19 protein-coding genes are annotated in these 23,526 nt (G+C 69.3%); 6 read left to right on the top strand and 13 right to left on the bottom strand.

Annotated elements, in window-relative coordinates; translation table 11 throughout:
• Positions 1-39 precede the first annotated feature (39 nt).
• From E1294_RS10520 to E1294_RS10510, 3 genes are all read left to right on the top strand, one after another.
• Positions 40-1,350, top strand: coding sequence for a M16 family metallopeptidase (locus E1294_RS10520; protein WP_132507289.1), 1,311 nt, complete (start codon positions 40-42; stop codon positions 1,348-1,350).
• A 178-nt stretch (positions 1,351-1,528) separates the two neighbouring features.
• Positions 1,529-2,266 carry a 4-hydroxy-tetrahydrodipicolinate reductase gene (dapB, locus tag E1294_RS10515; RefSeq protein WP_132507287.1) on the top strand — a complete coding sequence of 246 codons (738 nt, stop codon included), beginning with the start codon at positions 1,529-1,531 and terminating at the stop codon, positions 2,264-2,266.
• A gap of 256 nt (positions 2,267-2,522) precedes the next feature.
• Entirely contained in the window at positions 2,523-2,996 is a 474-nt protein-coding gene (locus E1294_RS10510; protein WP_132507285.1) for a GNAT family N-acetyltransferase, read from the top strand.
• Here the strand turns inward: E1294_RS10510 and E1294_RS10505 are convergent.
• Positions 2,993-3,769, bottom strand: coding sequence for an AAC(3) family N-acetyltransferase (locus E1294_RS10505; RefSeq protein ID WP_246082927.1), 777 nt, complete (start codon positions 3,767-3,769; stop codon positions 2,993-2,995). The two genes, E1294_RS10510 and E1294_RS10505, sit on opposite strands and share 4 nt — an antisense overlap.
• Positions 3,770-4,108: 339 nt before the next feature.
• On the opposite strand from E1294_RS10505, the gene E1294_RS10500 reads away from it, so the two are divergent.
• The gene (locus E1294_RS10500; RefSeq protein WP_165977212.1) at positions 4,109-5,353 is read left to right on the top strand and encodes an MFS transporter; all 1,245 of its coding nucleotides are present in this window, start codon (positions 4,109-4,111) and stop codon (positions 5,351-5,353) included.
• A 9-nt stretch (positions 5,354-5,362) separates the two neighbouring features.
• Here the strand turns inward: E1294_RS10500 and E1294_RS10495 are convergent, their stop codons facing one another.
• Positions 5,363-7,378 (bottom strand): nSTAND1 domain-containing NTPase, encoded by a 2,016-nt coding sequence (locus E1294_RS10495; protein WP_342775042.1) that lies wholly within the window; start codon positions 7,376-7,378, stop codon positions 5,363-5,365.
• Between the two features lie 175 nt (positions 7,379-7,553).
• Positions 7,554-7,805, bottom strand: coding sequence for a hypothetical protein (locus E1294_RS10490; RefSeq protein WP_132507277.1), 252 nt, complete (start codon positions 7,803-7,805; stop codon positions 7,554-7,556).
• Positions 7,806-7,923: 118 nt separating this feature from the next.
• Here E1294_RS10490 and fxsT point away from each other — a divergent pair, with 118 nt between their 5' ends.
• The gene (gene fxsT / locus E1294_RS10485) at positions 7,924-10,419 is read left to right on the top strand and encodes an FxSxx-COOH system tetratricopeptide repeat protein (protein WP_246082926.1); all 2,496 of its coding nucleotides are present in this window, start codon (positions 7,924-7,926) and stop codon (positions 10,417-10,419) included.
• A 12-nt stretch (positions 10,420-10,431) separates the two neighbouring features.
• On the opposite strand, the gene E1294_RS10480 is transcribed toward fxsT, so the two are convergent.
• The 10 genes from E1294_RS10480 to E1294_RS10435 form a co-directional block, all read right to left on the bottom strand.
• A complete protein-coding gene (locus tag E1294_RS10480) occupies positions 10,432-11,715 on the bottom strand; it encodes an HEXXH motif domain-containing protein (protein ID WP_132507273.1) in 1,284 nt (427 codons plus the stop codon).
• The gene (locus E1294_RS10475) at positions 11,712-12,944 is read right to left on the bottom strand and encodes an FxsB family cyclophane-forming radical SAM/SPASM peptide maturase (protein WP_246082925.1); all 1,233 of its coding nucleotides are present in this window, start codon (positions 12,942-12,944) and stop codon (positions 11,712-11,714) included. The genes E1294_RS10480 and E1294_RS10475 overlap by 4 nt, the downstream gene beginning before the upstream one ends.
• Positions 12,945-13,041: 97 nt before the next feature.
• The gene (locus tag E1294_RS10470; RefSeq protein WP_132507271.1) at positions 13,042-15,726 is read right to left on the bottom strand and encodes a hypothetical protein; all 2,685 of its coding nucleotides are present in this window, start codon (positions 15,724-15,726) and stop codon (positions 13,042-13,044) included.
• Positions 15,719-16,699 (bottom strand): hypothetical protein, encoded by a 981-nt coding sequence (locus tag E1294_RS10465; RefSeq protein WP_132507269.1) that lies wholly within the window; start codon positions 16,697-16,699, stop codon positions 15,719-15,721. Before E1294_RS10465 ends, E1294_RS10470 begins: the two co-directional genes overlap by 8 nt.
• Before the next feature lies 1 nt (position 16,700).
• Complete coding sequence (locus tag E1294_RS10460) at positions 16,701-17,936, bottom strand: KAP family P-loop NTPase fold protein (protein ID WP_246082933.1); 1,236 nt, start codon at positions 17,934-17,936, stop codon at positions 16,701-16,703.
• A 92-nt stretch (positions 17,937-18,028) separates the two neighbouring features.
• A complete protein-coding gene (locus E1294_RS10455; RefSeq protein ID WP_132507265.1) occupies positions 18,029-19,033 on the bottom strand; it encodes an adenosine deaminase in 1,005 nt (334 codons plus the stop codon).
• A 29-nt stretch (positions 19,034-19,062) separates the two neighbouring features.
• On the bottom strand, positions 19,063-19,938 hold the full coding sequence (locus E1294_RS10450) for a 1,4-dihydroxy-2-naphthoate polyprenyltransferase (RefSeq protein ID WP_132507263.1): 876 nt from the start codon (positions 19,936-19,938) through the stop codon (positions 19,063-19,065).
• Between the two features lie 12 nt (positions 19,939-19,950).
• The gene (locus E1294_RS10445; protein ID WP_165977211.1) at positions 19,951-20,559 is read right to left on the bottom strand and encodes a GNAT family N-acetyltransferase; all 609 of its coding nucleotides are present in this window, start codon (positions 20,557-20,559) and stop codon (positions 19,951-19,953) included.
• 44 nt (positions 20,560-20,603) lie between these two features.
• Entirely contained in the window at positions 20,604-21,119 is a 516-nt protein-coding gene (locus E1294_RS10440; RefSeq protein ID WP_132507261.1) for a CGNR zinc finger domain-containing protein, read from the bottom strand.
• 32 nt (positions 21,120-21,151) lie between these two features.
• Positions 21,152-22,579, bottom strand: coding sequence for an aminotransferase-like domain-containing protein (locus E1294_RS10435; RefSeq protein ID WP_132507259.1), 1,428 nt, complete (start codon positions 22,577-22,579; stop codon positions 21,152-21,154).
• Between E1294_RS10435 and E1294_RS10430 the strand changes: the two genes are divergently transcribed.
• Positions 22,578-23,504: a DMT family transporter gene (locus tag E1294_RS10430; protein ID WP_132507257.1), complete on the top strand. Its 927-nt coding sequence runs from the start codon at positions 22,578-22,580 to the stop codon at positions 23,502-23,504. The two genes, E1294_RS10435 and E1294_RS10430, sit on opposite strands and share 2 nt — an antisense overlap.
• Positions 23,505-23,526 lie beyond the last annotated feature (22 nt).

Below are 23,526 nucleotides of genomic sequence, written 5' to 3'. Positions count from 1 at the left end.
AACCATCATCAACGGCGGCGTGCTCACGAAGGAGTCTCCGTGAGCACGACCACGCTGCACCCCGGCAAAGACGGCGCCGGGGTGGTGAGGCGCACCGTCCTGCCGGGTGGGTTGCGCGTGGTGACCGAGACCATGCCGACCGTGCGCAGCGTCGCGGTCGGCATGTGGGTCGGCATCGGCTCGCGCGACGAGGCCCTCGAACACATGGGCGCCACCCACTTCCTCGAACACCTGCTGTTCAAGGGCACCCCCACGCGCGAGGCCATGGAGATCTCCGCCTCCATCGAGGGCATCGGCGGTGAGATCAACGCCTTCACCGCCAAGGAGTACACCTGCTATTACGCGCGCGTCCTCGACGAGGATCTGCCGATCGCGGTCGACGTGCTCGCCGACGTGGTGACCAGTTCGCTGGTGGCCGAGCAGGACGTCGAGTCGGAGCGCGGGGTGATCCTCGAAGAGATCGCCATGCACGACGACGACCCGTCCGACGTGGTGCACGAGCAGTTCGCCGCCGCGCTCTACGGTGACTCGCCGATCGGGCGGCCCATCCTGGGCACGGTCGAGTCGATCAACACCCTGGGACGCGACCGGATCGCCGAGTACTACCGCCGCTACTACCGGCCCCGCCGCACGGTCGTGTCCGTCGCGGGCAACGTACGCCACGAAGAGGTCGTCGAGCTGGTCACCAGGGCCTACGAGCGGGCGGGCATGCTCGACGGCCCGGCCGAGTTCGCCCCGCCGCGCACCAGCGGCCCCGGCGCCGGGACCCGCTCGGGCGTCACGGTGCTCGACCGGCCGACCGAGCAGGCCAACCTGGTGCTGGGCACGACCGGCATGGCCCGCACCGACGACCGCAGGTTCGCGCTCGGCGTGCTCAACGCCGCGCTGGGCGGCGGCATGTCGTCCCGGCTCTTCCAGGAGATCAGGGAGAAGCGCGGCCTGGCCTACTCCGCCTACAGCTACACCTCGGCCTACGCCGACACCGGCCAGTTCGGCATCTACGTGGGCTGCCTGCCCTCGAAGATCGACGACGTGCTCAAGATCTGCCGCGACGAGGTGTCCAGGGTGGTGGCCGAGGGCCTGACCGCCGACGAGATCATGCGCGGCAAGGGCCAGATGCGCGGCGGTCTCGTGCTCGGCTTGGAGGACACCGGCTCGCGCATGTCGCGCATCGGCAAGAACGAGCTGGTCTACGACGAGCTGATGTCGGTGGACGAGGTGCTGGCGCGCATCGAGGGCGTCACGCCCGACGAGATCTCCGAGGTGGCCGCCGACGTGCTCAACCGGCCGCTCACGCTCGCCGTGATCGGCCCGTACGGCGACAAGGATTTCACCGACGCGATCAGCTGACCTGCCGCTACCGTACGCAGCGCTCCGGTCCTCAGGCAGGTCCTCGGGCCGGGGCTCGGGCCGGGGCTCCTGCATGGGAGCGAGAGCAGCAGCCGGCGCACCCGCCGGTGAAGATGATCGGGCGGCGCGGGCAGGGACGTCGGCGAGCGCGTCGGGGCAGGACGATAGGGTTGTCGGTGTGATCAAGGTAGGAGTGCTCGGCGCCCGCGGCCGCGTGGGCGTGGAGGTGCGCAAAGCGGTCGAGGCCGCCACCGACATGGAGCTGGTGGCCGCGCTCGACAAGGACGACGCCATCGAGGGGCTCGCGGGCGCCGAGGTGGTCGTCGACTTCACCCATCCCGACGTGGTCATGGGCAACCTCGAGTGGGCCATCGGCCACGGTGTCCACCCGGTGGTGGGCACGACCGGGTTCGACGAGGGGCGGCTGGAGACCATACGCGGATGGCTGGCGGCATCGCCGGGCACCAACTGCCTGATCGCTCCCAACTTCGGCATCGCCGCCGTGCTCATGATGCACTTCGCCCAGCGGGCAGCCCGCTATTTCGAGTCCGTCGAGATCGTCGAGCTGCACCATCCCAACAAGGCCGACGCGCCGTCCGGCACAGCCCGGCGTACGGCTGAGATGGTCGCTGAGGCGCGCGCCGATGCGGGGTCGGCCCGGATGCCCGACGCCACGACCACCGCGCTCGACGGCGCTCGTGGGGCCGACGTGGAGGGCGTCCACGTGCACGCGGTGCGCCTGTCGGGGCTGATCGCGCACCAGGAGGTGCTGCTCGGCGGCGACGGCGAGATTCTGACCATCCGGCACGACACGATGAGCAGGTCGGCGTTCGCACCTGGCGTGCTGCTCGGGGTGCGCAGGGTCCGTGAGCTGCCCGGTCTCACCGTGGGGCTCGAGCCGCTGCTCGACCTCTGACCTCGCCCCTGACCGCGCACCCTGCCGGAGCCGGCGCACACGACGTGCCCACCACCGGGCGGTCGTGGGCACGTCGTGAGGAGAGGGCCCCGGCTCCGCACAGCCGGGCCTACGATCACCAAGATTAGTACCCCAGGCGAGGTCCGCCCGAGACATGACATCGTGTCGTCGTGACTCCTCCGCTCCTTGAAGGGAGCGGCTTCTCGCCCCGCGATTCCCCGTCGCCTGAAGGCGACGGTCCCCTCAGGAGGCTCTTATGGTGCGTTGGGCGGATGCGGATGAGCTGTCGGGGCTGGCCGACGTCGAGCTGGCGGCCGACGGGATCTTCGCGCAGGTGGGGATCGTCTTCCCACCGGGGACAACCATGATCGAAGAGGTCGAGGACCCCGGGAGGGTCCTGGTCGAGGGGGACCCGCCCGCGGGGTTCGCCCTGCTGGGCCGGGTCGACGGCAACGTGCATCTCGACCAGCTCGCCGTACACCCGCGCAGCATGCGCCAGGGCATCGGCGGGCGGCTGATGGCCGCGGTGATCGACCACGCGCGGGCCTCCGATGCGCCGGCGGTGACGCTGACGACCTACCGCGACGTGCCGTGGAACGCACCGTGGTACGCCCGGCACGGCTTCACGGTGCTGCCCGAGCCGGAGTGGGGGCCCGAGCTGCGCGCGCTGGTGGAGCACGAACGGAAGCTCGGCATCGAGGTCGCCCCCCGCGTGGTGATGCGCCGCTAACGGCTCTGGGGCAGGCGGTGCGCGGCGAACCAGCGGGCGGCGTAGTCGACGGCGTCGGGCAGCGAGAACAACCGGGCACGCGCCTGCCCGGCCCGGCCGACGCGCACGACTCCCGTCCGCTCGAAGGCGGCGCCGACGATCGCGAAGTCGCTGTCGTCCAGCGCCACGTCCTCGAACGCACACCATGTCCGCCCCGCGCCGTCGTCCACCACAGCCCGGTAAGCGCGGCGCTGCGGGCACCGTGTGTAGCGGTATTCGGCCAGGTGGAAGGCCGTGCACTTGTCGTAGCCGACGCCGAGCAGCAGCACCGACGCGCCGGCGTCGTACAGCCTGGCCAGCGGGGAGCGTTCGCCCAGGAGACAGTCACGGGCGTGTCCGTCAATGATCTTGGCGGCCAGCGGGCCGACGGCGGCGAAGGAGGTCAGGGGGTGGGCGCTGCGCAGCGCCTCTCGTAGCCTGCGGACGTGCTCGGGGACGCGGCCCATGACGTTGGTGGGGGTCGTCGCCGGGTCGTAGGGCGGCATACGCGCGCGGTACGCGGCGACCTCGCCGGCCGACATCCCGGTGATCGCGTCGCGGTGAAGGGGAGAGGTGTCGGAGTTGGCGGACGTTCCGGTGGGCACCACCAGGGTGCCGTCGGGGCCGAGCACACCACGCAGCGCGGAGACGACCGCGCCCTCCCCGCCCTCGACATGGCCTAAGGACCGCAGGGATGAGTGCACCAGCAGGACCTGCCCGTACTCCACCCCGAGCGCCGTAAGATCTGTGACCAACCGGTCATTGTCGACCATAAGATGCTGATCACCACTTGACTCGACCATGGATCACATTATTGATGAAAGATGATCCGTAACGCCAATATCTACTATCCCTCCAAAGCTGCACTTTATATGACAAATGGGACATCCCCCTAAAGGCTAGGTTTCGGCCTGACTAAAATTGGGATCGTTGCGTCGGCAGTGAAGATTGCGTCGGCTATAATCCTGCGGTTTGCAGGTGCCAATCTTCTCCAAAATCTTCCCGTCCATTTGTCGGAGGCGGCTTGTCGCCATGGCCTACCTGTATTGATGGCAGAAGACACATGCGCCTGAGGGAAACGACTGGGGCGGGGCGTGGAAGAGATCTTCACCGTGAGGCGCGATTTTCCGCGCCGTACGAGAGCGACGGACTTCGCGCTCGTCTGGGCGGCTTCGGTCATCTCCTCGATCGGCACGCGCACGCTCGGCGTGGTCTATCCGCTCCTGGCTCTGGCGATGACGGGCTCGCCGGCCGCCGCCGGGCTGACGGGGTTCGTTCTGACGATACCGATCTTGATTCTCTACGTTCCGGGCGGGGTTCTGGTTGACCGAATACCACCTCGTAGAGTTCTCCTTTTCGCGGATTCCGTGCGAGCGCTCACCGTCGTCAGCGTATGTGTGGCACTCTCCGCCGGGGGCCCGTCTCTGGGGCACATCGTGCTGGCCGCGCTCCTGGAGGGCGGGATGTGGGTCCTCCATTCGCTGGCCGGCACATCCCTGATGCCGTCACTCGTACGGCCGGGCAAACTTCGTAATGCGGTGGCCAAGACCGAGAGCACCAACCATCTGGCGTCGCTTGCGGGCAAGCCTCTTGGCGGCTTGTTGTTTGGTTTGGGGTTTTTTATCCCTTTCGTGGTGAATGCTGTACTTTTTACCCTCACCTATGTCCTGTCGCTCGGGCTGCGTGCCCAACCTCGCAGAGGCCCCGCCCCCCTGCCGCTGAGACGCAGCCTGCTGGAGGGGTTTCGCATCCTCGCGAGCCAGCCGTTCCTCCGCGCGTCGGTCGTGTTGATCACCATCACCAACCTCATGGTCAACGCACTGATCATGCTCTTCGTCGCCGGCTCGGGCGACCTGGCTCCGCTGACGGTCGGGCTCGTGCTCGGGCTGGCCGGCGTGGGAGGAACCCTCGGAGGGCTTTCTGCCGCCTATATCAAGCCGAGACGGTTCATGCTCCTCATACACATGTGGGTCTGGGTCATGGCCCTGTCCACCGCGGCCGTAGGAGCGTTTCTGCTCCATGCGCGGCCGGCCTTCTTCGCCATGGCCCTGTTCATCACCGGTTTCGTCGGCGCTCTGAGCAACGTGTCGATCAAAACCATGGAGGTGGAGTGCGTCGCCCCTGACATGCTGGCCCGCGTGGTCGGGGCTGCTCGCTTGTCGTCTCACGGCGCCGTCTGTCTTTCCGCGCCTCTGGGAGGTCTCCTGGTGACATGGTGCGATGTGTCAGGCGGCTCGATCGTCCTGCTCGTCGCGATGACATGTGTGGCCGTGGCCGGCACCGCCATGCGGGGTTTCCGGAGAAGTCTCATATCGCCCCCCGCGCAGCGACATGTCTGACCGTTTGGATCAGAGGGCGGCATCGACCAGTCGCCGGGCGTCCTGGGCCATGTGGTGAGGCAGAGCGGGGGCCTTAGCGGAGATCGCCCGTCGAGCCAGGTCCACCGCCGAGGAGATCTCACCCGCGAGTTGTTCGACTCTCGCCGCATACAACAGCAGCGGACCGTGCTCCATGTCCTCTTCCGCCAGGGCTTCGACCATCTCCTGCTGAGCATCTTTGATGCTCTCGGTCTGCGCGAGCGCGAGCGCGTGCGCGACCTTGGCGAACGGCCATCGCAGTGGACCTGCCCGTTCGAGGTCCTGCAGCGCTGCAAGGGGCCGGCCCATGCCGGCCAGGATCTGTCCGCGGCTGAGCAGCGCGTCGGTGTTGTTGCCCTCCCTGTCGAGAACACCGTCGAGTACGCTTACGGCCGCGCCCGGATGTCCGCCATGCCACAGCGCCCACGCCAGCTCCGTCTGGATCGTGAGATCCCCGGGCACCCGGACCACCGCGGCGTGCAACTCGCGCACAGCGATTTCGGGTGACCCCTGCGCCAGCCGGAGCCGCCCGATGGCGGTGAGAAACGGCCCGACTGCGGTCACCGCTCCGGCGGTCTCGAAGCTTTTGGCGGCATTGCTGTAGTGGAGGATCGCGTCATCGAGATCCCTCTGCTCGTGCGCGATGTTGCCGAGCAGCGACTCGACGTGCGCCCGCAGCCGGAGGTCGCTCTCCACGGACCCGGCCAGCACCTCCTCGCAGAGCCTGGCCGCCAGCAGGAGATCGCCTTCGCGCACCGCGCTCTCCGCCTCGCGGAGGAGCTCCGCGGGTCCCGGCTCCACGTACGGGTGCGATGTCCGGTCGTCCTGCCCGACGGGCTGGAGCATCCGGTCGTAAGCGAGCTGGTACAGCCGTTCGCCCATGTCCTGGTCAGCCCGGAGGATGCGCCGCTTCACCAGCAGAGCGATCACGGTCCTGCCGATCCCCGCTGTCCTGATCGCGCTCTGCTTGACCGTTCTGCTGCCTCCCGCCGGATCGAGGAAGGTCAGCCGCAACCATGTCCTCAGCCGAGGGTCGTCGCCGCTGAACCGGTCGGCGGCGATCTGTCGGATTTCTCCGGCATAATGCCACGACAGAGTCCTGTCAACGTGTCCGAGCACGTCGCTCTTCGAGATCTCGGTGGTCTCCGCGGGCAGAGTGTTCCACAGCGCCTCGCAGACCACCTGGAGCTGGGCCGGGTCGGCGCCCTCGGGCTGCGGGCGGCTGCCGGAGCGTGTCCTGACCGTGACGAGGTCGCGTACCAGCCGTTCGCCCGCGCCTCCTGAGAACGCGCGTCCCGTGCCTTGGATCGGCCGACGCGCCGCCTCCAGTGCGGAGTCGAAGTTCAACGCCTCGAGAGCGAAACGTTCGGGGGCGGCGCCGTCCGCTGCCGGGGCGGCGCGGGTCAGCTCCGGCTCATACTTCCGCAGATCCGTCAGCCGATCCGCGCGGATCGACAGCAGCAGGTGGAGGCGCGAATCCTGGCGCAGCGCCTCTGCGAGCTGGCCGAAGAACCAGTCGCGGTAGAGCTGATGTCGCCGGCCGTGAGAGAAGAGCTCTTCGACCTGGTCGATGGCCATCAGGGTGAGAGTCGGATCTCCATAGGCGTCGCGCTTGACGGGGCGGTTGCGCAGGAACGCCGAAATCGTCATGCCGGCGAGCCGGGTGGGGGGAGCCAGCGGGGACCAGGACAACAACAGGGCCAGGACGTACGGATTATGAGGAGGCAACGCCGCCCGCGGAAAAGAGGACCCGTAGGACACCCTCCCGAGGGGGAGGACGTCGATCTTGTTCGGGCTGAGGAGCGGCATCACGCCCGCCAGAATCAGCGAGGTCTTCCCGATGCCCGAAGCGCCGTAAAGGACGCTCAGCCGCTGTGTCTGCCAGAGGTCGCAAATCTGATGGGATTCCGCGTCACGCCCGAAGAACCGATGCCGATCCTCTGTGCGGAAGGCACGCAAGCCCTTATAGGGGGTCAGCGTCACGTGCTGTGAGTCTGTGCCGGCCATAACCATGTCGATCCCATCCGCAGCCGCGTTTCACCGCACATTTCCTCCGTGGCGAAAGATGGCATACATCTTCGCGCACGTGGTGGCCGCGCGCACCCGTCCGCAGTGACGCTCCGTTCTCCGTTGCGAGAAGTGCGGTTCTCGTGTTCGGCTGCGGGAGGAGCGGAGAAATGCTTCAGATGGAACTGTCGAATCTCGCTAGTTGCTCCTTGTCGTCGTTCAGGCAGGAGACCACCGCTGCCCGGAGTGCGGCGCTCTCCATCTCGCCCAGGCTGCTCAGCGGAAGGTTGGACACGTCGATCAGGCTGCAGGATGTGTACTGTCCGTCACGCATACGCACTCCGTCCATTTTGGCCACCCGAATATCAAACAACTTGCGGGCACTTATCAGGTGCCCGCCCGGCCGGTCTGCAACACGTTCAGACAAGTTCCTTATTATGATTCTGTGATAAGCGGCTCGACTTATCAACCTCTAGGATGGGTCCACGGTTACCGGCTCTTCGGGCGTGAAGCGGAGGATCGACATGACGGAGCATTCTCAGCCCATGACGCCTGGACAGAAGATCTGGGAAAGGGTTCCGAAGCGCAATCCCAACTTCACCGGCCGCGCAGACCTCCTGACGGCTCTCAGGAAGAGCATCAACACCGTGACCGCGGTCGTGGCCCAGCCCCAGGCACTGCAGGGTCTCGGGGGTGTCGGTAAGACCCAGCTGGCGATCGAATACGCGTGGCAATATCGCGATCACTACGACTTGGTCTGGTGGGTCTCCGCCGATCAGCCGTTGCTCGTTCCGTCGGTGCTGGCGGGAATGGCCCAGGCGCTCGGGTTGCCGCCGGCGACCAGCACCGGAGTGGAGCAGGCCACGCAGTCCGTGTTACGCACGCTGGAGAGCGGGGCGCCTTACAGACGTTGGCTCTTGATCTTCGACAACGCCGAAGAGCCGGAATACATCAAGGACTTCATTCCCAGAGGGCCCGGCCACGTCCTCATCACGTCGCGGAACTCACGCTGGAGCGACCATGAGCCCACCATCGAGGTCGACGTCTTCAAGCGTGAGGAGAGCATCGCCTTCCTCGCCAAGCGCCTGGGCGATGCGATCGCGCAGCAGGAGGCGGATCTCCTGGCCGACAAGCTCGGGGACCTGCCGCTCGCGCTGGAGCAGGCCAGCGCCCTGCTGGCCAGGACCTTGATGTCGGTCGAGGAATACGTCTCGCTGCTGGACGAGCAGGCGAGCAGGCTGCTCAGCCTCGAGAAGGCTCCGACCTATCCGCAGTCCATGACCGCCGCGTGGCAACTTTCCGTCGCCCAACTGGAGGATCGAGTCCCGGCTGCGGTCGAGGTGCTGCGCTGTTGCGCGTTCTTCGGGCCCGAGCCCATCCCGCGAGACGTCTTCCGCCGCGGCAACAGAGCGGTCGGCCCTCGCCTCATGCCCATCCTGTCCGACCCGATCGAACTGACCAATGCCCTGAGCAACCTGGAACGCCTGGCGCTGGTCAAGGTCGAGCCGTCCGCGCGCACGCTCCAGGTCCACCGGCTCAACCAGGCGCTGCTACGCGATGAGACCAATGAGAAGGACCGCACGGAGTTCCGCCACGAAGTGCACCTCCTGCTGGCGGGCAGCGCGCCCAGCGACCCTGACGACACGACCAAGTGGTCCCAGTTCGACGAACTCGCCGCTCACTTGGAGCCGTCGGGACTGATCGACTGCAAGGCGCCGATCGCGCGCAAGTTCGCCCTCAACCTCGTACGCTACCTGTACGTGCGCGGCAGTTACCGGCAGGCGCAGGCGCTGCTGAACCAGTACATCACGCGGTGGACGGAGGCGAGCGGCGAACGGCATTCCGACGTGCTGGTGGCCCGCATTCACCTGGGGCTCGTTCAGCTCGCCCTGACCATGTACGTCAGGGCTGATGAGCTCATGAAGGAGACCGTCGATCAGATGATCGAGTCTCTCGGTCCAGAGCACCCGGAAACGCTGTGGGGCAAGAACAGCTACGCCGGGGCGCTCCGTGGCCGCGGCGACTTCCTCCGCGCCCGGGAGCTCGACGCGGAGGTCTACGAGGGCTACCGGCGGCTGCACGGCGAGATCGACAACAACAGCCTGCGGGCTCGCAACAACCTTGCTCTGGACTTCGCCCTCACCAGCGACTACATCGAGGCGCAGCAGATCTTCCAGGAGGTCTACCTCCACAGAAGCGTCACGGAGGGAGTCGGCCGGCGCGTTCTGCTCCTGACGTGGACCAATCTGAGCCGAGCGGTACGACTCAGCGGCAAGTGCCAGATCGCGACCGACATGGCCGAGGAAGCGTACACGTACGGGGTGTCACATCTGGGAGACGACCATCCCATCACCCTGCGGGCGGCGAAGGACTTCGCCATCTCGCTGCGCAGGAGCGGGCGGCTGACCGAGGCGCTGGAACTGATGCGGGACACTCACACGCGCCTGTTCCGGCTGTACGGAGACGGCAACGCCGACACGATGGCGGCGGCCATCGCCTTGTCCAACGCGCTGCGGGCAGCCGGTGAGTTCGAAGAGGCGAGGGAGACGGCGCAGCGCGCGCTTCCGCACTACCCCGGGGTGTTCGGGGACGATCACCCGTTCACCCATGCGGCCCAGGTCAATGTGGCGCTGCTCATGCGCCTGGACGGCGAGGCCGCCGCGGCGCGGGAGCTCAATGAGCGGTGTTTGGCCAGTCTCTCCGAGCGGATCGGCCGGGATCACGACTATTCCTTGACGTGCGCCATCAACCTGCAGAACGACCTGGCAGCGCTGGGCCTGCACGAGCAGGCCCGTCTGCAGGGCGAGGAGACCCACCGGCTGATCCAGGCTCGCTTCAACCCGGACCACTACCTCGGTCTCGTCTGCGCCGCCAACCTGGCCCAGGACCTGCAGGCGACGGGGATGAAGGGAGAGTCGGAGCGGTTGCTGACGGAGACCTCGCAACGGCTGGGCGCGGTCATGGGTCGTGACCACCCGGAAACCCTCGCTGTTCTCGCAGGTGAGCGGCTCAACTGCGACTTCGACCCGCCGCCCATCTGATGCCGGTCCGCGTCACGTGCGGGTGCCGGCCCAGGTCGCTTTGTGGTTCTCGGACCGCAGCCGGGCCTGGACGGCCGCGGCCGGCGTGACCGGCTCGGCCAGCCAGCGTGCGAGCGTGCCGCGCAGCGTGGTGACCAGGTGCGTGCCGGCCTCCGTCAGCGCGCCGCTGCCGAGGAGGGTGCCGGTGACCTGGTACGCGGCCTCGCGCCAGCGGGCGAACTCCACCTGGGCACGCTGCGCGTGCTCCGGGTCGTCGGTGTGCCGCCGCCAGAATCTCGCGACGCCCGCGTGCGCGTACGCGCCGTGCAGCAACCCGAAGACCGGGCGTGGGTCGGGACGCCACGGCGCGTAGAAGCGGCGGCCGTCGTCGGGAGCGACCAGCTCCACCACTTCGCTCAGGGCGTTCAGCTTTGTGTGCTGGAGCTCGTGCGTCAGGGTGAGGGCCATGCCGATCCCGTCGATCGGGTCGGACAGCGCGATCGTGCCGAACGTGTCCCGCGCGGAAGCGCTGTGTTGTTCGAGTGACGTGGTCACCACGGGCGTGAGCACCGAGACCGCCGCCGCGAGTTCCCCGGCCACCGTCGGGTGGCGGGTCAGCAGCACCTGCCAGGCCTCGCGCAGGCAGGCCGCCCATCGTTGCCGTCGCTCGCCGGTCAGGCGTTCGCCGACGTCGTCGCCCGGCCAGCGGTAGGGGTCGAGGTCGTCGATGGTCATGCGCACGTCCGGCGAGACGGGGATGTGGTGCAGGGCCTGCCAGCCCGGCTCGTCGCCCGAGAGGCTCACCCGGTGCGCGCGGCCGCCGACGTGCAGCTCAGCCCCGTCCTCCGCGGGTTCGACGGTCGCCTGGACCACCTCGGGCAGGTCTCCGGGCAGGGTCAGCAGCCCGAGCGAGGGCAGCATGAGCTCGCCGCCGGGCACGGGCACCTCCAGGCGGCAGGCGCTGCGGGTGCGGATCGCCGCGGCCAGCGCGACCGCCGAGAGCCGCCCCGGGTCGCCGCCGCCGGCGGGCAGCGTCCGGCAGGTGTGCAGCGCCCAGGCGCCCACCGCCGGATGGCGCAGGCAGCGGTCGACCTCCGCGGGGAAGGCGGTCTCCAACTCGGACAGGACCGAGTAGGCGCGGGACACGAGGGCGGTGTGCGGGTGTCCGGTCCGGTGCGCCTCGGCCACGAGCAGCCGTACCAGGAGCCGGTGTTTGCTCGCCTGGGCGGCGCACAACTCGCCCACGGCCTGCGCGCCTCCCTCACCTGCGGCCAGCCCGGCGAACGCGGCGCCGGACACTGTGTGGACGGCGTTCATCCGGCTCCCCGCAGCCGGGCCACATCACGCTCGCAGCGCGTCGCGATGTGCGTGATCAGCCGGTACAGGTCTGGACAGTAGACCGACGGCTCGGCGAAGCCGGTGGCCTGATGGTAGCGGTGGGCGTAGTGGCCGCCCCCGCAGACGGACATGAGATCACAGCGGTGGCAGGTGACGGAGAGCGCCTGCTCGCCGATCTGCCTGGCGACGATCGCGGGGTGCCGTAACGCCCTGTCGAGAGAGTCGCTGAGCACGTGGAGCCGGGTCTCGGGCGCGCCGTGATAGGCACTTTTCAGGATGTCGGACTGCTCGATGCCGCCGTCGGTCTCGATCACGACCATGCGGACGGGTGACAACCCGACGCTCTCCGCCCGGGAGGAGCCGCCCATGACCAGGCGCATGATCTCCCGGAAGAGCCGGACCTCCGTGTGCAGGACCGGGCTCTCGTACCAGCGGTCGAAGATGCGGATGAGCCAGTCGGCGTACGGTGTGGCCGGCGAGTGGGGGTCGCGGAAGGGCGGTGGCGCGGCCCAGTTGCCGTGCGGCAGCAGGAAGTCGATCGCCGGCGGGTCGAACTCCAGCAACGCCTCGTACGTCCGCAAGGGATCGTTGCGCACGTCGACCGTGCACAGGATGCCGCTGAACAGGTGGTGGTAAGGTCCGGCGGTCAGCCGCCACAACGACTCGCTGACCAGGGCGTGGCTGCCGCGGCCGTCGGCGAAGCGGCGGTGGCGGTCCTGCCCCTTGGCGTCGCCGTCCAGGCTCACCCCGACACGCACCTCCAGCGACTCGAACAGCCGCAGGTACGACTCGTCGAGCCGCACCCCGTTGGTCTGGACGTGGACGTTGACCCTGGTGCCCGTGTCGACCGCGCCGCGCACGCCCTCGACCAGTCGCGTGATGAGCGCGGGGCCCGCGAGCAGCGGTTCGCCGCCGTGCAGGATGACGTCGATCTCCGGCAGGTCGTGGCGGGTGGCATGCTCCGCGATGCGGTGGATCGCGCGGTCGGCGATGGCGTCGGACATCCTGCGCGGCTGGTCGCGCCAGCTCTGGTCGGCCATCTCGTACACGTAGCAGTGGCGGCAGGACAGGTCGCAGCGGCTGTGGATTTTCAGGATGAACTGCTGAAAGGCGAGCGGCTTCCAGCCGGTCGCCAGCAGCGCGTCGACGTCGAGGAATTCCGGGAATCCCAGGGTGAGCAGTGGTCTCGATGCAGGGTTTCCTGACAACGGATACCTCTTCGCTCTCGCGCCTCAACCGGCCGTCGCTCATGGCGGAGTGCTGCGTTGGACCCCGGTCCTTATGTCTCACGACTTGGACGGCGAGTCAAGATTTATGGCGGTTAATGCGATTTTCTTCCTGGTAATAGAGCAACTCCTCAAAGAACAGAAACAGCTCATCGATTTCCGCGATCAGCGGCAACCAGTCGTACGTGCCGAATCCGCCGGGCTCCAGTGGCGACAGCAGATGAGCGGTGGCTCTGAGGGCGCTCGGCGGGATCTCGATCGGCATGATCTGGCTGACGCCGCCGCGGAAGGCCAGCGCGAGCGGGTGCAGCAGCCCGCGTACGCCGAGCGCCTCGAGCGCGAGCTCGGCCGGCTGCCTGGACATCGCGCCGTCGGCCAGCCCCAGCGTTCCCGGGTTGGCCAGGGCCACGAGGACGCGCAGCTCGGGAGGCAGATCGCGGAGCACGCGCGGCGGCAGCTCCGACTCGGCATGCCGCTGCCTGCGCGCCAGCAGGAGCAGCATCTCCGGACACCCTTCACGCAGCCCACGCAGCACGTCCGGCACGCACTGGGCGGGCGAGCGCTCAGAGACGGCCAGCCGGCGCCCCAGGGCCTGCCTGACGATCGCGAGCGGCTCGGCCAGCATGGCCTCCACAAGCCGCTGGTAACCGTCGTCGGGGTCCTCGCGGAGCGCGTAGGCGTAGCGTCCGACCGGGTCGGCGGCGTGCGGGCCGGCGCGCGTGCCCGCCTCACGGGCCAGGCGGTCGAGGTCGCGCCTGGACTCCGCGCCCGCCACCGCGTGACGTACGTTCGACGCCGCCGGCGACCTCCAGAGCAGGGCCGCGGCGACGAGCGCGGCGACGCCGCCGACGATCAGCGCCCACCGCAAGGGGAGCATGCCGACCGCGGGCGCCGCGGCGAACAGGACGGCCGCCGCGACGACGGTCAGGGCCAGCAGGGAGAGCAGCCTCGTCCGCCTGCGCGCGGCGACCGTGCCGGCCCTGCTGAACTCCAGCCAGTCGGTCGCGGCCCGCGCGTCCCTGAACTCGGTGATGCGTTCCACCAGCTCCACCCGGCGGGCCGGCCAGTCGGGGCGGCGCTGCCGCTCGCGGTCGAGCCGCTCGGCCACGTCGTCGAGCCTGCGCTGCAGCGCCAGTACCTCGCCCTGGCGCGCCGCGACCAGGTCGTCCATCCGCGTCCGCAACTCCCGCAGGGTCTCGTCCTGCGGGAGCGGCTCGCCGGAGCCGGCCGGTATGGCGGCCAGTCGCTTGACGAGCTCGTCCAGGGCGCGCCCGAAGCCGGGGGAGCCGTCGGCGACCAGGACCACGTGCATCGCCTCGCGCAACACGGTGAGCACGGTGGGGCTGACGTATCCCGTGACCAGGAGCGCGGTGAACGCCGCCGGAGCACCGGAGCGCCTGGTGACCATCTCGTCGGCGATGGCCACCTCGTCGTCGAAGAACATGGCCTCGGACAACCTGATCACGGCTCTCGGCGCGGAACCGCCGGGCAGCTCGAACGACGTGACGGCGCCGTTCTCCTCGACCCGCTCGGCGGCGAGCCCGCAGGCGCGCAGCTCTCTCTCGACGAGCGTCGCCAGGGCGGCGAAACTGGGCGCGCGGCCGTGCCGGGCGGAGGCGGTCGCGACCAGCCCGGCGTCGATGAGTCCTCCAGGAGCCGCGGCTTCGAAGGCAGCCCAGGCCAGCTGGAGCAGCAGGCGGACGTTGCCGCCGCTGTGCCGCAGCAGCTCCAGCACGCCCGCCTCGGTGAACGGCCAGACGTCGTCGCCGTCCGACTGCCGGACGGCGTTGATGTAGGTGGCCAGCACCAGCGTCGCCTCGCCAGGAGTGAGCGGCAGCATGTGGCAGGCGCCGGCGCCCAGCCGCTGGCGGAGATCCTGCGGCATGCACTCCCAGCCCGCCTCGCTCGCCACGAGGACGAGCATCCCGCGGGCCCGCGGGACGGCCTCGACCAGACCGTGCAGGATCCCGATGTTCCTGGGCACCGGGTCGCCGTCGTCGAGCAGGAACTTCTCGCACTGATCGAGCACCATCACGAACGGCCGCCCGCCCCTGGTCACCAACCTGGTCAGCAGTTGCAGGCCGTAACGGCAGGTGAGCGGGTCGTCGATCTGGGCGCTGACCCCGAGCGCCCTGGAGGACTCCGGGCTGATCGGCCGCCCGCACAACCAGTCGTAGGCGTCGTCGGCGAACCCGGGCCGCGTCAGGTACGACAGGGCCCGCTGGAACTGCGGCCAGTCGCCGGCCACCGCGGCGATCTCCTTGGCCTGTTCCTCCAGCACCTCCCCGGACTCCACCGGATCAGGAACGAACGGGCCGGACCGCCGGGACTCCCCGGCGGCCGGCCTCACCGCGCGGCCGGAAAGGTCGTCCGCGAGCGTGTCGAGGTAGCTCAGGCTCAGCTCCACCAGCAGGCTCAGCGGAAGCTGGGAGACCATGCGCCGGTAGGCGGCGACGAAGTCGTCGTCCTGGAATCTCAGGTAGAGCTGAACGGCGTCGGGGGACTCCTCGTTGACGACCGCCATCATGGACCGCGCGGCGTGCGTCTTGCCGATCCCGTGCGCGCCGTACAGACAATGGAGGCCGCCGTCGCCGTCGAACGCCGCCAGGTAGGCCCGGGCCTGGCGCACGACGTCACGCACGCCCGGCAGGAGCGCGGTGGGCGTGCTGCGCGCCCAGTCGCTCAGGAAGCCCGGCAGGGACGTCTCTTCGGCGCTGGACGTGCCACGGGCGGGAAAGGGGTTGCGCGCGGGGTAGTCAGCCATCGATGCCTCCAAGCCCGTTCCATCTCTCGCGCTGGTACATCCGGTTCACCAGCCAGCTCTCGGGCATGTGCAGGTCGTCCGTGGGCCAGGGGTCGTCCCTGTCGTACTCGCGCAGCCGGAACTCCAGCAGCAGCTCCAGATGTTGCATCGCCCGCCCGACGGTGTAGGGGCGACCGCTGAAGGCGCTCTTCACGCCCTCCTCGTGGAAGGGGGAGGGCGGCCGGCCCGTCCAGCGTCCGCGCGCCAGTTGTGCCACCTGCTCCCCTGTCAGGGCGCTCAGATCGACGACGTGCACGTGGGAGGCCAGCCGCTCCCGCTCCGCCCTGGTCAGCCTGAAGGTGTTGGCGTGGTCGTAGTCGTCGACCGTGAACACGACGACGGTACGGGTGTTCTCGAACACCTTGGTGGCCAGGCTGATCAGCTTCTTCGTCGGGACGCTCTCGTACCGGATGCCGAAGCCTCTCTTCGCCGCGGCGTAGGTCGAGCCGGTGAGCCCGGCGATCTCCTGCAGGTCGTACGCGTTCATCTGGTCGGTGTGCGTCCGCCTGCCCAGCTCGGCGAAGCGCTCGCGCAGCACGTCGGGGATGGCGATGGCCTGCTCGTTCATCTTGTTGCGCAGGGAGAGCAGCGTCGAGCACATCATCGGATAGGGGTCCTGGGTCATCTCCTCGGGCTCCGCGCAGTGGGTGGCGAAGCTCTCGCCGAGCCCGGCGGCGTGCCTGTAGAGGCTCATCACGTGGTTGGCCAGGGATGTCCTGCCGCTCTTGCTCACGCCGTTGATGAGGAAGAACACCGGGCCTTTCTCGCTGACGCCCGTCTCGACGGCCTCTTTGATCGTCGCGAGCCGCACGAAGCCGGCCAGCTCCAGCATGCGTGCGCGGTCGGCGTCGTCGGCGACGGCGTTCAGCGGCCGGCAGGTGTACGGGTTGCCGGACCGCAGGCCGTAGAGCTCGTAACGGGCGGCGGGCGGCATCTCATCCGCCGATCATGGTCAGGTAGGCGGGCAGCTCGCCTGCGGACGCCTCGAAGGTGGAGCCGGCGAACAACGGTGCCAGGAAGGCGTGCCTGTCGTGGTGGGCCTGGGTCAGACGCTGCAGCTCGTCGGCCTGGGCGCCGAAGCGCGCCTGGAACCCCTGAAGCACGTCGGTGACCAGTTTGTCCTGGTAGGCGAGTTCGAGCGCGACCAGCAGGGCCGGCTGCCGCACCACATCCGCGAACAGCTCGGGGCTCTGCACGCGCAGCACCACCAGCCGCACCACCAGGTCGGTGTGCAGTCCGGCGAGGCCGGGGGTGTTGTCGATGACGGCCTCGGTCAAGCGCAACAGGTTGAGCACCCGCTTGATCTTGCGAGGGTTGGGCGCGACGATCCGTTCCAGCGTCTCCCCATGCATGGCGGCCATCTCGCCGGGGAGCGAATCGCGGATGAAGGCCCCCACCTCCGCCGGGCCGAGCGGGTAGAGGTGCAGCGGGAGCTGGATCATCTTGTCGAGGTAGTCGTCGGCGACGGTGGCGTGGTCGGAGAAGCCGAACGGCTGATACTTCACCGACACCCCGCGGTCGACCACATCCTTGGCGAGCGCGATCATCACGAAGACGTTCCTGAGGTCCAGGAACAACTTGATCGATTCGAGCACGTCGATGATCTGGTCGGGCTCGCACCTGTCGAGGTCGTCCACGAAGAAGATGATCGTCTTGCCCGTGGCGGCCAGGCGGTCGGCCTCCTGCTGCAGCAGCCCGCGCAGCCGGCCGGTCTGGCTGTCGACCTGGCCGCGGAGCTCGGCGTACTGCTGGGCGAGCCTGCCGATCTTCTCCACGCTCACCGAGCCCAGGTTGACCCTTTTCAGCACCTCGTCGGCGGCGAGGTTCAGCATGATCGTGCCGAGTCGCCGTACGGTGTCGGCGAAACGGCGGCCGGGGTCGGCGTTGAGCGTGTCGTGCAGGGCGTTCAGGAGCGGAAGTAACATCTCGGGCTCTCGGCGGTGCACCCACGGGTTGAAATGCACCCGGACGAAATCGTCGCCGTGCTGATCGAGGAGCCGCTCGTCGACCATGCGGAGCAGGGTGGATTTCCCGCTTCCCCAAGCGCCGAAAATCCCGATGGTCAAAGGCGTCTGGGTGCGGGGATGGGTGATGACCGAAACAAGCGGATTAACGTAGCGCCGAAACTGCAGCAGATCTCCCCGCCAATCCACCGGCGCATCCGAGAGCATCGCGAAATCGGGCATCGTCCCTCCAGCAAGAGGATGCCTCTTTTATGCCACCGAATGCCCGTGGTTATCCAACGGTAATAACGCTGGACACGTCACCCCCGGGAGAGGTAGGCGTCCACCTCGGCTTGATAGGCGTCCTTGACGTGCCGCGGCAGCCAGGCGATCTCGAACGCGTCGCGTTCGAGCCGGGCCAGCTCGTCCCTGGTGAGCTGGAGCGCGCCCTGCAGGGCCTCCAGGTTCTCCCCCACATAGGCCCCGAAATAGGCCGGGTCGTCGGAGTTGATCGTCACCCGCACGCCCAGGTCCATCAGCTTGCGGATGTCCTCGGCCTTCATCGAGTCGGTGACGTAGCCGTTGGAGATCGGGCAGCAGGTCAGCCCCATGCCGCGCTCCAGGACCGCTCCCACCAGCCGCTGATCCTCCAGGAGGTTGACGCCGTGGTCGATCCGGTTGACGCCGATGTCCTCGACGGCCTGGCGGATGTGCTCGGCCGCATCGTCCTGGTCGACGTCGCAGTGCATCGTCAGGAGATAGCCCTCCTGCCTGGCCCGCTCATAGACCGCCGCGAACTTCACCGGCGGATTGCCCTTCTCGTCGGAATCGAGCCCGACGCCGGCGATCCACTCTTTGTGCGGCAACGACTCCAGCAGCGTGGCCATCGCGTATTCGGACTGGAAGTCGCGCAGGAAGCACATGATGAGCTGCGCCCGCACCCCGAGCCGCGCCTCCGCGTCCATCAGCGCCCGCCGCAGCCCTCGGATCACCACGTCGAACGGCACCCCCCGCGAGGTGTGAGCCTGCGGGTCGAAGAAGATCTCGGCGTAGCGGACGTTCTGCTCGGCGGCCTTGCGGAGGTAGGCCATGGCCAGGTCGTAGAAGTCGGGCTCGGTGCGCAGCACCCGCATGCCCTCGTAGTAGATCCGCAGGAAGGACGGCAGGCTGTCGAAGGTGTAGGCGGCCCGCATCTGCTCGACGCTCGCATAGGGCAGCCGCAGGCCGTTGCGCCTGGCCAGTTCGAACTTGAGCTCGGGCTCGAGGGTGCCCTCGATGTGCAGGTGGAGCTCGCATTTGGGCAGACCGGCGATGAAGTCCTTCACCCGTCCACCCTAGAAGACGACCGTCCGCCCTAGAAGATGAACGCCAGCCCCACCGCGAAGAGCAGACCGTACGCCATCTGCAGCTTCCCCGTCTGCTGCAGCACCGCGATCAGCGCGGGCCCGACCGCCTTGCCCAGCACCGCCCTGATCGGCGAGACCGCCAGCGGCGCGGCGAGCAGCGCGAGCGCGGCCCACGGCGTGATCGGGACCATGGCCAGCGCCACGAGGAACGGCACCACCTGGCAGGCGACGTAGAGTGCGCGGGTGCGCTCGGCGCCCAGTAGCACGGCGAGCGTGCGCTTGCCCGCCTGGCCGTCCGTGCCGACGTCGCGCAGGTTGTTGACCACGAGCATCGAGCACGACAGCAGCCCCACGGGAATCGACGCGACGAGCGCCGCCCAGCTGAGCGACTCGGTCTGCACGAAGGCCGTGCCCACCACGGGCACCACCCCGAAGAACACGAACACGGCGACCTCGCCCAGGCCGCGGTAGCCGTACGGGTGCTTGCCCCCGGTGTAGAACCAGCCGGCCGCGATGCACGCCGCGCCCACCAGCAGGATCCACCACGCCCGCGTGACGATGACCAGGACGAGCCCCAGCACCGCCGCCACGGCGAAGCTGCCCAGCGCGGCGGTCAGCACCTGCCGCGGCGTGGCCGCCCGCGAGCCCACCAGCCGCATGGGGCCGACCCGCTGGTCGTCGGTGCCGCGGATGCCGTCGCTGTAGTCGTTGGCGTAGTTGACGCCGATCTGCAGGGAGAGCGCCACGAACAGCGCAAGGATCGCCCGCCACCACACGAAGCCGCCCTCGCCGATGGCCACGCCGGTGCCCACCATGACAGGCACGACGGCGTTGGGGAGCGTGCGCGGGCGGGCGCCCGCGAACCACTGACCGGAGGTTGCCATGTCGTCGACCTTCTAGCTGATGTCGGTGGTGAGCCGGACCATCCTGATCGGGCGGCCCATGTCGAGAACGCGTTCGGCGGTGTCCTCGCCCCAGCCGGCCGATTCGAGGAAGCCGAGCACCGCGTAGTTGTCGGCGAAAGCCCAGGTGACGATCTGCCGGAAGCCGTCTTCGCGCAGGTGGTCGACGGTGGCGTTGAGCAGGCGGCTGCCGTGGCCCCGGCGGACGAAATCGGGGTCGACCAGCAGCGTCAGCATCTCGGCCACCACGCTGGGGTCGAGGTCGGGATCTTCGGCGGGGGCGTGGGAGGCCAGCCCCACCACGCGCTCGCCGCCACGGGGAGTGGTCAGGGCGGCGCTGCCTCCCTTGCCGAGCGCGGGGAAGCCCTCGGTGTCGAGGATGGTCTCCACGGCCACCAGCACCCGATGCATGGGGGTGGGCGGAGCGACGATCGCCTCGTCCCACTGGCGCAACCACATCTTCTCCGCAGCCGCGCCGGTCATCTGCTCGAGTGGGCCCTCGGGGAGGAAATCCCGATAGCCGTAGCGCCAGGCGCGGATCTGCGTATTCGCAACCTGGAGCACATCCTCGCGCCGGGCCGCCCGGACGCCTACGTCTGCCATCTCGGCCCGCTCCTTCGACTGCCGTTCATGCCACAAGGCACGACTTACACCGTATCGGTGTTTGACCCTTGGAGATGACGTGAACCCTTCTTCCTGGCCCGGTAAGCCCGGGTCTTGGTGCGGTTACCGCATACCCTCATGGAACACCATGAGCGCGATCGGTTCTTCGACCCGTCGACGAACGCCCACTGGCAGGTTCCCTCCGCGCACACCTTGAGCCGGTCCCACGACGCGGTCACGGCCGCCACGGCGATCGTCGCCAGCCCGCCCGGCACGCCGCCGCCGGCGGCGGCCGGCTCGGGCCGCTCGCCCGGCCTCGCCCTGATCGTGAACGGCAACGCGGGCAGCTCGGCGGCCTCGCGCCTGAGTGCCGCCCTGAGACCTTCGCGGAGGGCGATCGCGGTGTGGAGGTCGTCGTCGGTGGCCCGGTCGTGCGGCCCGGCCAGGCCGCGCTCGCGCAGCCACAGGGCCAGCTCGGCGGGGGAGGACAGCTCGTCCGCCTGCGCCTCGACGTCGTAGGTGTTCACGAAGTCGCGTACGAGCTCCGCAGGGCACGGCATGCCGGTCACTCTAATAGGTGTGGATCAAGCATTCATGCTCGCCCCGGACCCGACCAGGGATTCGTGGAGACCTCGTCCAGCGCCTGGGCGAGCCGGCGTACCCCTTCGTGCAGCTCCGCCAGGTGGGCGGCGGCCATGTGGGTCACCCGGATCCGCGGCCCCGGCGGCTCGGACGGGTAGTAGATCCGGCCGGGGCTCACCAGCGCGCCGTTCCGCCTCGCGGCCTCCACCAGCGCGCTCTCGTCGACCTCGGCCGGCAACCGTACCCACAGGTGCATCCCGCCGGCGGGCAGCAGGTGCGGCTCGGCCCGCGGCATCCGCGCGGCGAGCGCGGTGGCCAGCGCGTCGCGCCGGATCCCGATCTCCGCGTGCACGGCGGCCAGGTGCCGCCGCCAGGCCGGTGACTCCACGAACTCCAGCGCTGTCTCCTGCAGCGGCCGTGCCACGAAGAACGATTCGACGAGCTGGCTGGCCCGCAGCCGGTGCGCGGCCGGCCCTCTGGCGATGACGGCCGCCACCCGCATGCTCGGCGAGAGGATCTTCGTCAGCGAGCCCACGTGGACGACGGTGCCGTGCCGGTCCATGGACGCCAGCGACGGGGGCGCCTGGCCGGTGAGGTAGCGGGCGAAGTCGTCCTCGATCACGAACGCGCCCGCCGCCCTGGCCACGTCCAGCACTTGCGCCCGGCGCCCGGACGGCAGGGTCGCGCCCGTCGGGTTGTGCAGGGTGGGCTGGCAGAGGAAGACCCGCGCGCCGGTGACGGCGAACGCCTCGGCCAGCAGGTCGGGCCGTACCCCGTCGCGGTCCACGGGCACCGCCGTGGGCCGCAGCCCCGCGGCCCTGGCCGCCACCAGCGCGCCCGGGTAGGTGGGCGTCTCGACCAGCACCGGAGTGCCGGGTGCGGCGAGCGCGCGGAACGCGTGCGTGAGCGCCGCCTGCCCGCCGCTCACGATGAGCGCGTCGGCGGCGGTCACGTCGCCTCCTGCCTGCGCCGCGAACCACCTGCGCAGTTCGAGCAGGCCGGGCAGCGGCGGCATGGCCCAGGCGCCGGGCCGCCGCACGGCCCTCGCCGCGGCGGCCGCCAGTTGCCTGTCGGGCCGCAGTCCCGGACGCAGGTAGCCGCCGGTGAGGGGTACGACGCCGTCGGCGGCCACGCCCAGCAGCTCCGCGACGGGCCCTTCGTCGACCACCCGGTCGCCCAGGGCGACGGTCTGCCACGACAGGTCCGCCGGGTCCTCGCCCCTGGCCACCTGGTGCGCCACGAACGCCCCGCTGCCGGGTCTCGTCACCACCCGCCCTTCTGCGGCCAGCTGCCCGATGGCCCGCGACACCGTGACGGGGCTGACGTTGTGCCTGCGCATGATCTCCCGGCTGGACGGCAGCCGCGCGCCGGGGCCGAGCCTGACGGCCTCGTCGCGCAGTATCGCGGCGATCTTGGCGATACTGCTATCGTTGTCCATGAAGATGGAGAATAGCGCTATTATCGGTGTTGGAGTAGCGGTCCCCGCCTCTGACCGAGGCCGGCGACGTCGCGGCACCGCCCTGGCGTTCCTCGGCGTCCTGGCGTTCTCCGGCTCCTTCCCCGCCACCGTCTACGCGATGCAGGGTTTCGACCCGTGGCTGACTGCCCTGGGCCGGGCCGCCGTGGCAGGCGTGGTGGCCCTGGTCTGCCTGAAGGCCACCGGCCGCCCGCTGCTCCCGCCGCGCGACCAGTGGCGCGCCTACGCCCTGATCTCCCTGGGCGTGGTCTTCGGCTTCCCCGCCTTCAGCGGCCTGGCCCTGGACCTGGGCGCGAGCACGGCTCACGCCGCGGTGGTCATCGGGCTTCTCCCCGCCGCCACCGCCGCCTGCGCCGTCGTGTCGGCGGGCGAGCGCCCCCGCCCGCTCTTCTGGGCCGCCTGTACGGCCGGCGCCGCCGCCATCACCGCCTTCACCCTCACCCAGCACCAGGGCAGGCCGACCTGGCCCGACCTGCTCCTGGTCGGCGCGTTGCTGTCGGCTGCGGTCGGCTACACGGAGGGCGGCCGGCTGTCCAGGGAGACTCCGGGCTGGCAGGTCATCTCCCACGCGCTCGTCCTGTCCCTCCCCTTGACGGCCCCCATCACGGCGGTGCTGGCCCTGACCACTCCCGTAGCGCCGACCCCGCAGTCGGTGGCCGGTTTCGCCTACGTGGCGCTGGTCTCGATGTTCCTGGGCTTCTTCCCCTGGTACGCGGGCCTGGCCAAGGGCGGCATCGCCAGGGCGGGCCAGACCCAGCTCACCCAGCCCCTCCTGACCCTGATCTGGGCGTGGTTCCTGATGGGCGAACGATTCGGCCCGGTCACCGTGGTCGCGGCGCTGGCCGTCCTGGTCTGCGTGGCCGTCACCCAGCGCGCCCGTACTTGAAAGACGTGACGCCGACACGCAG

This window comes from Nonomuraea diastatica (assembly GCF_004349015.1).
In the GTDB taxonomy this organism is placed as follows: domain Bacteria; phylum Actinomycetota; class Actinomycetes; order Streptosporangiales; family Streptosporangiaceae; genus Nonomuraea; species Nonomuraea diastatica.
The sequence above is the reverse complement of the archived record's forward strand: the minus strand, read 5'-3'. Positions and strand labels throughout refer to the sequence as shown.